The 9,416-nt window shown below is 68.7% G+C and carries 10 protein-coding genes; all 10 read right to left on the bottom strand.

What is annotated here, in order from left to right:
* Positions 1-562: 562 nt before the first annotated feature.
* Positions 563-1,018: a DUF2550 domain-containing protein gene (locus tag B0E53_RS09775; protein WP_107075729.1), complete on the bottom strand. Its 456-nt coding sequence runs from the start codon at positions 1,016-1,018 to the stop codon at positions 563-565.
* A gap of 12 nt (positions 1,019-1,030) precedes the next feature.
* The gene (locus B0E53_RS09770) at positions 1,031-1,309 is read right to left on the bottom strand and encodes a F0F1 ATP synthase subunit epsilon (RefSeq protein ID WP_107075728.1); all 279 of its coding nucleotides are present in this window, start codon (positions 1,307-1,309) and stop codon (positions 1,031-1,033) included.
* Between the two features lie 137 nt (positions 1,310-1,446).
* The gene (locus B0E53_RS09765) at positions 1,447-2,592 is read right to left on the bottom strand and encodes an LCP family protein (RefSeq protein WP_107075727.1); all 1,146 of its coding nucleotides are present in this window, start codon (positions 2,590-2,592) and stop codon (positions 1,447-1,449) included.
* Between the two features lie 218 nt (positions 2,593-2,810).
* Positions 2,811-4,247: a F0F1 ATP synthase subunit beta gene (gene atpD / locus B0E53_RS09760; RefSeq protein ID WP_107075726.1), complete on the bottom strand. Its 1,437-nt coding sequence runs from the start codon at positions 4,245-4,247 to the stop codon at positions 2,811-2,813.
* Positions 4,247-5,176, bottom strand: coding sequence for a F0F1 ATP synthase subunit gamma (locus B0E53_RS09755; protein WP_107075725.1), 930 nt, complete (start codon positions 5,174-5,176; stop codon positions 4,247-4,249). Before B0E53_RS09755 ends, atpD begins: the two co-directional genes overlap by 1 nt.
* A 3-nt stretch (positions 5,177-5,179) precedes the next feature.
* Positions 5,180-6,832, bottom strand: coding sequence for a F0F1 ATP synthase subunit alpha (atpA, locus tag B0E53_RS09750; protein ID WP_107075724.1), 1,653 nt, complete (start codon positions 6,830-6,832; stop codon positions 5,180-5,182).
* 85 nt (positions 6,833-6,917) lie between these two features.
* Positions 6,918-7,739 carry a F0F1 ATP synthase subunit delta gene (locus tag B0E53_RS09745; RefSeq protein ID WP_107075723.1) on the bottom strand — a complete coding sequence of 274 codons (822 nt, stop codon included), beginning with the start codon at positions 7,737-7,739 and terminating at the stop codon, positions 6,918-6,920.
* Entirely contained in the window at positions 7,739-8,278 is a 540-nt protein-coding gene (locus B0E53_RS09740) for a F0F1 ATP synthase subunit B (protein WP_107075722.1), read from the bottom strand. The genes B0E53_RS09745 and B0E53_RS09740 overlap by 1 nt, the downstream gene beginning before the upstream one ends.
* A gap of 29 nt (positions 8,279-8,307) precedes the next feature.
* Positions 8,308-8,541 (bottom strand): ATP synthase subunit C, encoded by a 234-nt coding sequence (locus tag B0E53_RS09735; protein WP_046563803.1) that lies wholly within the window; start codon positions 8,539-8,541, stop codon positions 8,308-8,310.
* 69 nt (positions 8,542-8,610) lie between these two features.
* Complete coding sequence (atpB, locus tag B0E53_RS09730; protein WP_107075721.1) at positions 8,611-9,408, bottom strand: F0F1 ATP synthase subunit A; 798 nt, start codon at positions 9,406-9,408, stop codon at positions 8,611-8,613.
* Positions 9,409-9,416: the final 8 nt, after the last annotated feature.

Here is a 9,416-nt window from a genome sequence, read left to right as displayed (position 1 = left end):
CCAGCACGCTCTTACGCAGCATCGTGTTCATGAGGGAAAGCTCCATTCGGGGGTTGGCGCACAGCCCACCGACGGGGGTCGGCCAAGTGGTGTGCGCAAGCACCGTCAGGCGCTCAAAAAAGGGGGGAAAGTCTTGGGGGTTCATCCGGTGCGCGGGGCGAGGGCCTCTTCGTCGCGCCGGGACCATGTACAACGACCGGCGACCCACCATCATTCCGGGACCGGCCACCCCACCTCGCGGGGCTGCCTTCCTCAGCCGGCACCCCGTCGCGCGGGGGCCTCCTCCTCGGCCGTTCACCCGGATACAACGACGCCCACCCGCCAGCCATTCCGCCGCCAAAGTGCCGCCGGCCACCCCGGAAACGGACACACCACCCACCGACGCGATCGGTGGAACACCACGGGTGTATCCGGGCCCCGGAGACACCCATGACGTTCCACCCAACGCCCCGCGCTCCTGACGGGTGGAACGGCATGGAGGTATCCCGGCGCCGGCGACATACGTGGCGTTCCGCTCGAGCCCTTCTGAGGCGGGGCCACCACGCCGGCCTGCAGGACGGGCTCAGGCGGCGGGCCAGTCCTGGGAGGCCAGACGCGGCGAGGCCGCCCCGGGTGGGGCGGCCTCGAGCCAGGAGAGGAAGCCGGTGACCGTGGACCGCGCCATGGCGATCTCCACCGGGGCGTGGTTGCTGGTACAGCGCAGGATCACCCAGTCGGCCGGCATGGAGAGCCGTTCCTGGCCCTCGGGCAGCCGGCGCCGCTCCACGGCCAGCGTCTTGCGGGAGAGCACCCGCTTGGGACGCAGGGCGAAGCTGAACATGCGGTACCAGCGGAGTTCGTCGCCGACGAAGCGGCCGAAGCCGGGAGACCAGCCTCGGCCGTCGAGGATCGTGGACACCCGGACGCTGAGCCGGATGATGCCTCCGCTACGGGTGTAGAGGGCCCGCCGGATGAAGAGGATCAGAAGCGCCGCGAAGACGACCGCGACGCCGATTCCGATCCCTTCCACGATCTCCATCGGCGGGTCGGCTCAGCGTGCCGGAGTGGCCGGGGTGGCGCTCTCGGCGAGGACGGTCACGCCCTCACCGGACACCGACAGGAAACCGCCCGCTACGTCGTACGCGAGCTGCTCGCCGCCGGCCTGCTTGATGCGTACCTGGCTGGGCTCCGCGAGCTGGCCGAGCAGGGGCGCGTGCCCCGCCAGGACACCCAGCTCACCCTCGGTCGTCCGGGCGACGACCATCTCGGCCTCGCCGGACCAGACCTTCTCCTCGACGGCTACGAGCTCGACGTGAAGCTGCTGTGCCACGCTGTCTCCTTGCTGCGGCGGCGGATTGCCGAAAGTCTAGTCGCGCCCCCGAGGCTCACCCAACGCGGGTGGCGAGAGCTGCGCCACGGTCCTGCCAACACGCCCCGGCACCCGCCGGGGCCCCGTTGGCGCTCACGCTACTTGCTCTTCTGCTTGAAGTCGGGATGCTCCAGCAGGAACGCGTCGACCTGCTCGTTGCGCAGCGCCGCGAAGAAGTCCTCGGCGGGGGGCAGGAGCTGTTCCCCCTGGTATCCCCGGCTGGACTCGACCGGGCCGCCGGGCAGCTTGATCGTCTCGATCGAGTCGGCCCGGATGCCCTTCAGGGCGAGGGCGAAGTCGACCACGCTGTTGCCCCGGCCGTTGAAGACCAGCGACTGGCCGGCCGCGCGGAGCACCCGGTCCAGCTTCACCGGGTTGGCCACCACGTCCGCGCTGAACGCCTGGCTCACCATCGCCTTGACGAACTGCTGCTGGTGCCGCTGCCGGCCGTAGTCGGCGTCCGGCACGCCGTTGCGCGGGTAGCGCTGCCGGACGTAGTCGAGCGCCTGCCAGCCCTCGAGGTGGGCGTTGCCCTTCTTGTAGACGGCCTGCGGGCCGAGGTAGCTCCCGCCGCCCGGCTTGAGCTGGCGCGGCGTGCCGTCGGGCTGCAGGTGCTCGGACCGGACGTCCCTCTCGATGTACATGTCGACGCCGCCCATGGCGTCGACGATTTTCTTGAATCCGGTGAAGTTGATGATCGCCCCGGCGTCGAAGCGCTCGATCCCGGTGACCTGCTGCACGGTCTTGGCGAGCAACTCGAAGCCCTGTGCCGCGCTCGGGTTCTGCCCGGCCACCGCGCTGCCGTGCGACATCGCGGCGTTGAGCCGGTCGGTGCCGCCGGAGTAGTGCGCCTTCGGGAAGTCGGGGATCTCCACCCGCAGGTCGCGGGGCAGCGAGAAGAGGTAGCCCCGGTCCATGCCGGCCGGCACGTGCAGGATCATGATCGAGTCGGCGAGCGGGCGGGTCCTCGGGTTGCGGGGGTCGATGCCCACCAGCAGGATGTTCAGCGGGCCCTTGATGTCGCTCTTCTTCTCCTTGGCCCCGGCCGCCTGGTCACCGAAGAGGTCGCCCTTGCCGACCGCGCCCTCGTAGCGGGCGACCAGCGCGTAGTAGCCCACCAGCACGGAGCCGCTGAGCACCATCATGACGACGCCGAGGATGGTGCAGACCCGGGCCCACCGCGGCACGCCACGCCACATGGACCGCTTGCCGCGGTCCGTGCCGGCCTTACCACCCACGAGCATCTCCAATCGTCACGCCCACGACTGGTAGACGGGCGCGCGGATCCGTTTCGTTGCAAGAGATCAAACGGTCATGACGTGAAAGTCGTGTCACGAACGGTACCGCGCGGTCTGCCGAACCGCTTGCCGGAGAACCGGGCATCTGGTATCGGAGGGGCCTGAACAGGCAGAGGCCGCCCCGACGTCCGTCGGGGCGGCCTCTGTGGAGTGTGAGCGGGCTCTCAGCCCTCCATCAGCTCCTTGGCCTTCTTCTCGAGGTCCTCCAGACCGCCGCACATGAAGAACGCCTGCTCGGGGAAGTGGTCGTACTCGCCCTCGCTGATCTTCTTGAACGCCTCGATGGTCTCCTTGATCGGGACCGTCGAGCCCGGCACGCCGGTGAACTGCTCGGCGGCGTAGGTGTTCTGCGACAGGAAGCGCTCGATCCGCCGGGCGCGCTGCACGGTGATCTTGTCTTCCTCGGAGAGCTCCTCGATACCGAGGATGGCGATGATGTCCTGCAGGTCCTTGTAGCGCTGCAGGATCCGCTTCACCTCGGTGGCGACCTGGAAGTGCTCCTGGCCGACGAACTCCGGGGCGAGGATCCGGGACGAGGACGCCAGCGGGTCCACGGCCGGGTAGATACCCTTGTCGGAGATCGACCGCTCCAGGTTGGTGGTCGCGTCCAGGTGGGCGAACGTGGTGGCCGGCGCCGGGTCGGTGTAGTCGTCGGCGGGCACGTAGATCGCCTGCATCGAGGTGATGGCCTGGCCCCGGACGGAGGTGATCCGCTCCTGGAGCTCGCCCATCTCGTCGGCCAGGGTCGGCTGGTAACCCACGGCGCTCGGCATGCGGCCGAGCAGCGTGGAGACCTCGGAACCGGCCTGGGTGAAGCGGAAGATGTTGTCGATGAAGAGCAGCACCTCCTGCTTCTTCACGTCGCGGAAGTACTCCGCCATGGTCAGCGCGGAGAGGGCGACCCGCAGCCGGGTGCCCGGCGGCTCGTCCATCTGGCCGTAGACCAGCGCCGTCTTGTCGATGACACCGGACTCGGTCATCTCGGCGATGAGGTCGTTGCCCTCACGGGTGCGCTCACCCACGCCGGCGAAGACCGAGGTACCACCGAAGTTCCGGGCCACTCGGGTGATCATCTCCTGGATGAGCACCGTCTTGCCCACGCCCGCGCCGCCGAACAGGCCGATCTTGCCGCCCTTGACGTACGGGGCGAGCAGGTCGATGACCTTGATGCCGGTCTCCAGCATCTCGGTCTTCGGCTCCAGGTCCGCGAAGTCCGGGGCCTTGCGGTGGATGCCCCACCGGTCGTCGGCCTGGATGGTCTCACCCTCGGTGAGGTTCAGGCACTCGCCGATCGCGTTGAACACGTGACCCTTGACCGCGTCGCCCACCGGAACGGTGATCGGCGAGCCGGAGTCGCGCACCTCGGCACCGCGGACCAGGCCGTCGGTCGGCTGCATCGAGATGGCGCGGACCAGGTTGTCGCCCAGGTGCTGGGCGACCTCCAGGGTCAGCGTCTTCTCGCCGCCGGAGAGCGTCACGTCCACGTTCAGGGCGTTGAACAGGGCCGGCATGGCGTCGCGCGGGAACTCGGCGTCGACGACCGGGCCGATGACCCGGACCACGCGACCCGTGGCCGTCTTGGTCTCTACTGGGGCAGTCATCACACTTCACTTCCCGACGCGGCCAGCGCGTTCGCGCCGCCGACGATCTCGCTGATCTCCTGGGTGATCCCGGCCTGGCGGGCCGAGTTCATCTCACGCGTGTACTTCTCGATCATCTCTTCGGCGTTGTCGGTGGCGCTCTTCATCGCCCGCCGCCGGGACGCCGACTCGCTCGCCGCCGACTCGATCAACGCCGCGTAGATCCGCGTGTTGATGTACTTCGGCAGCAGCGCGTCGAGCAGCGCCTCCGCCTCCGGCTCGAACTCGTACGCCGGCAGCAGCCCCTCGGACCGCGGCCGGTCCTCGACCTGCATCGGGCCGATGATCTTCGCAACCGGCGTCTGGGTCATCAGGGAGTGAAACTCGGTGTAGACGATGTGCAGCTCGTCGATACCGACGATCCCGTCCGCCCCGGCCTGCCCGTCCACGTCGTCCGCACCGGCCGAGAACGCCTTGATCAGCGTCTCGCCCACCTCACGGGCGTCGGAGAAGGACGGCTGCTCGGAAAAGCCCGTCCAGCTCGCCGCGATCTCCCGGTTACGGAACCGGTAGAACCCCACGCCCTTGCGCCCGATGACGTAGAGCACCGGCTCCTTGCCGTCGGCCTTGAGCCGGGCGATCAGCGACTCCGCGGTTTTGATCGCGTTGGAGCTGTAGCCGCCGGCCAGGCCCCGGTCACTGGTGACCAGCAGGACGCCCGCCCGCCGCACCCGCTCACGCGGGGTGAGCAGCGGGTGGTCGATCCGCGCGTTGGACGCCAGCGCCGTGAGCACGCCGGTGATGGCGTTGGCGTACGGCAGCGACGCCTCCACCCGGGCCTGGGCCTTGGCGATCCGGCTCGTCGCCACGAGCTCCATCGCCTTGGTGATCTTCTTCATCCCCTTCGCCGAGCGGATCCGCTGGCGAAGAACGCGAACCTGGGCCGCCATGGATCAGCTCTCTGCCGGGCGGTCGGTCGAACCGTCGCGGAAGCGGGTCACCGTCTCGCGGTTCTCCTCGCCCTCCATCGGCTTCGCCGCCGGCTCGTTGATCCGAGGCTCGTCCTCCTTGCCCAGGAAGACGTTCTTGAACTCGGTGATGGCCGTGTCGAGCGAGCCGATGATGTCGTCGTCCCACTTGTTGTCGGCGATGCCGGCGAGGACGCCCTCGTGCTTGTGCCGCAGGTACTGGAGGAACTCGGACTCGAAGCGGCGGACCTCGCCGACCGGGATGTCGTCCAGCTTGCCCTCGACGCCGGCCCAGACGGAGACGACCTGCTCCTGCACCGGGTACGGCGAGTAGTTCGGCTGCTTGAGCAGCTCGACCAGGCGGGCACCGCGCTCCAGCTGGGCGCGGGAGGCCCGGTCCAGGTCGGAGGCGAAGGCGGCGAACGCCTCCAGCTCGCGGTACTGGGCCAGGTTGAGCCGCAGCGAACCGGCGACCTTGCGCATCGGCTTGACCTGCGCCGCGCCACCGACCCGGGAGACCGAGGTGCCGACGTTGATGGCCGGCCGGACGCCCTGGTTGAACAGGTCGGTCTCGAGGAAGATCTGACCGTCGGTGATGGAGATGACGTTGGTCGGGATGAAGGCCGAGATGTCGTTGGCCTTCGTCTCGATGATCGGCAGACCGGTCATCGAGCCGCCACCCAGCTCGTCGGAGAGCTTGGCGCAGCGCTCCAGCAGGCGGGAGTGCAGGTAGAAGACGTCACCCGGGTAGGCCTCGCGGCCCGGCGGGCGACGCAGCAGCAGAGACACGGCGCGGTACGCCTCGGCCTGCTTGCTCAGGTCGTCGAAGATGATCAGAACGTGCTTGCCGCCGTACATCCAGTGCTGCCCGATGGACGAGCCGGTGTAGGGGGCGAGGTACTTGAAGCCGGCCGGGTCGGAGGCCGGGGAGGCGACGATGGTGGTGTATTCCATCGCACCCGCCTCCTCCAGGATGCCCTTGATCGAGGCGATCGTGGAGGCCTTCTGGCCGATGGCCACGTAGATGCAGCGGACCTGCTTCTTCGGGTCGCCGGAGCGCCAGTTGTCGCGCTGGTTGAGCACCGCGTCCAGGGCGACCGTGGTCTTGCCGGTCTTCCGGTCACCGATGATCAGCTGACGCTGGCCCCGACCGATCGGGGTCATGGCGTCGACGGCCTTGATACCGGTCTGCAGCGGCTCGAACACCGACTGCCGGGCCATCACGTTCGGGGCCTGGAGCTCCAGCTCGCGGAAGCCCTCGTTCGGGATGTCACCGAGCCCGTCGATCGGCTGGCCGAGCGCGTTGACCACGCGGCCGAGGAAGGCGTCACCGACCGGAACCGAGAGCACCCGGCCGGTGCGCTTGACGCGCTGCCCCTCCTCCAGCTTGGCGGAGTCACCGAGAACGACGACACCGATCTCCCGGACGTCGAGGTTCAGCGCCACGCCGAGCGTGCCGTCCTCGAACTCCAGGAGCTCGTTGGTCATGGTCGAGGGCAGGCCCTCGACGTGGGCGATGCCGTCACCGGTGTCGGCGACGGTGCCGACCTCCTCGCGGGAGACGTCGGTCGAGTAGGAGGAGACGTAGCGCTCCAGGGCGCCGCGGATCTCCTCCGTCGAGATGGTCAGCTCGGCCATCCTCTGCTTCCTTAAGTATCAGGGGCCCGGGATACCTAGTACCGACCGGTCCGATGGCGTCGAATCAGGGCTGCTAAGACGCTGATCAGCGCTTCGCGAGCGCGTTGCGGGTCTCGTTGAGGCGGCGCAGGACGGTGCCGTCGTACAGGTCGGAGCCGACCCGCACACTCACCCCACCGAGCACGTCCGGGTTGACCGTCTGCTTGACGGAGACCTCCCGACCGTACATCTGCGAGAGGCGGACACCCAGGCGTCGCTCCTCCTCGTCACTCAGCGGGGCCGCGACGGTCACGTACGCGACCTCACGGTCCCGCCGGTCGGCGGCCAGCTCGACCAGCCGGGTGAGCGCCCCGGTGAAGGAGCGTCCTCCGAAGCCGGCGAGCGCGGCCCCGACGAGGCGGCCGGTGACCGGCCGGGCCTTGCCGGCGAGCAGCTGGTCGGCCAGGGTGGCCCGCTGCTCGGCCGGAGCCATCGGGTCGGAGAGCACGGTGGACAACTCGGGGGAACCCGAGACGACCTGCCCGAAGCGGAACAGCTCGTCCTCGACCTCGCCCAGCTCTCCGGCCTTGTCGGCGCTCGCCAGGAGCGCCTCGATGCCCAGCCGCTCGACGCCGTCGAGCAGTTCGGACGGAGCCGACCAGCGGCCGGCGACCAGCGAGGCGATCAGGTCGAGCGCGTCGGCGCCGATCCGGCCGCGCAGCATGTCACCGAGCAGGCCGCTCCGGTCCGCACCCGACCGGGCCGGGTCGGAGAGCGCCCGGCGCAGCCGCGGCTCGCGCCGCAGCAGGGCGGCGACGGAGAGGATGTCGTCGGCGGTGGAGGCCACCGCCGACGGCTCCGCGCCGCGGGCGTACGCGTCGAGGCGCTCGGCCGCGACCTTGTACGACTCCCGGCTGGCGGCCTGCATCAGCGGGCCCCCGTGCTCTCGAGACCGCTCAGGAACCGGTCCACGGTGCCCTTGCGGCGCGCCTCGTCGGCGAGCGACTCACCGACGATCTTGCTGGCCAGGTCCACCGCGATGGTGCCGACCTCGGTGCGCAGCTCGCGCACGATGGTGGCCCGCTCCGCGGCGAGCTGCTCCTTGCCGGCGGCGATGATCCGGTCGGACTCCTCGCGCGCCTTGGCCAGGATGTCCTGACGGATGCCCTCGGCGTCGGCCCGGGCGTCGTCGCGGATCTTGGCGGCGTCGGTACGCGCCTCCGCGAGCTGGGCCCGGTACTGCTCGAGCAGCTGGTTCGCCTCGGCCTGGGCGGCCTCGGCGCGCTTGATGCCGCCTTCGATCGCGTCGACCCGGGCCTGGAACGTCTGCTCCATGCGCGGGAAGACGAACTTCATCAGCACGAAGCAGAGCACGATGAAGGCGATGCCACCGACCACGATCTCCTGCCAGGCAGGAATGATCGGGTTGTGGGCCGCTTCACCACCCTCCGCGGCGAGGAAGTACATGGGAAAACCTCCCGGTCAGAAGGGCTGGATCAGGCGGTGCCGGCCCAGATGAAGCCGAAGGCGATACCGAGAAGCGCCAGGGCCTCGATGACGGCGAAGCCGATCCAGACGTAGGGGAGGGTCATCCGGGACGACTCCGGCTGGCGGGCCGTCGACTGGATGTAGGCCGAGAAGACCAGGCCCACGCCGATGCCCGGGCCGATGGCGGCCAGGCCGTAACCGATGGCAGCGGTGCTGCCCGTTACCTCGGCAAGGATGCTCATTGCGGTTCCTCCTGGTTATCACGCGTGACGGTCACGCGGGACGACAACGGTTGGTGCGAAAGAGTGTGATCAGTGCTCTTCGGCGAGCGCGCCCTGCACGTAGCTGGCGGTCAGGACCGTGAAGACGTAGGCCTGCAGACAGATCACCAGGAACTCGAGGAAGGTCAGCGCGATCGTCATCACCCAGGACAGCACCGAGACCGGCGCCAGCCAGGCGTTGGCGCTGATCATGGCGAATCCGCCGAGCGTGAAGACCAGCAGGAGCATGTGACCGGCGAACATGTTCGCGAAGAGACGGACGGCGAGCGAGAACGGCCGGACCAGGAAGGTCGAGAAGAACTCGATCGGGATCAGCAGCGGCAGGATGTACCAGGGCGCCGGCGGGATCAGGGAGTTCTTGAAGTACTTGACGAAGCCGTGGTGCCGGATGCCGATCCAGTTGAACATCACATAGCTGATCACGGCGAGGAACGCCGGGAAGGCGATGTGCGAGTTCGGCGAGATCTGGAAGAACGGGATGATCGCAAACGCGTTCGTCAGCAGGATGAAGCAGAAGAGCGTGGTGAAGTACGGCGCGAACCGCACCCCCGCGTGCCCGATCATGTCGACCGCGATGTTGTTCCGCACGAAGCCGTAGATCGACTCGGCGAACCACTGCTTCTTGGTCGGCACCAGTTTCGGGTTCCGGTAGCTGGCCAGGAAGAAGATGATCAGGACGCCGACGGCGAGCCAGACCATGGCCGTGATCTTGGTGAACCAGTAGTTGTCGTGCGCACCCCAGGGCAGGATGCTGGGCAGGTAGAAGTCCTCCACGCTGGGTGGGAATTCCGCCTGGCCCGCTGCCAGGACGTTCGCCTGTCCGAACACCGCGTCCC

The sequence above is a fragment of the Micromonospora sp. MH33 genome, assembly GCF_003013775.1.
In the GTDB taxonomy this organism is placed as follows: domain Bacteria; phylum Actinomycetota; class Actinomycetes; order Mycobacteriales; family Micromonosporaceae; genus Micromonospora; species Micromonospora fulviviridis.
Note: the sequence above shows the minus strand (reverse complement) of the source record. Positions and strands in the feature narration are given on the sequence as shown.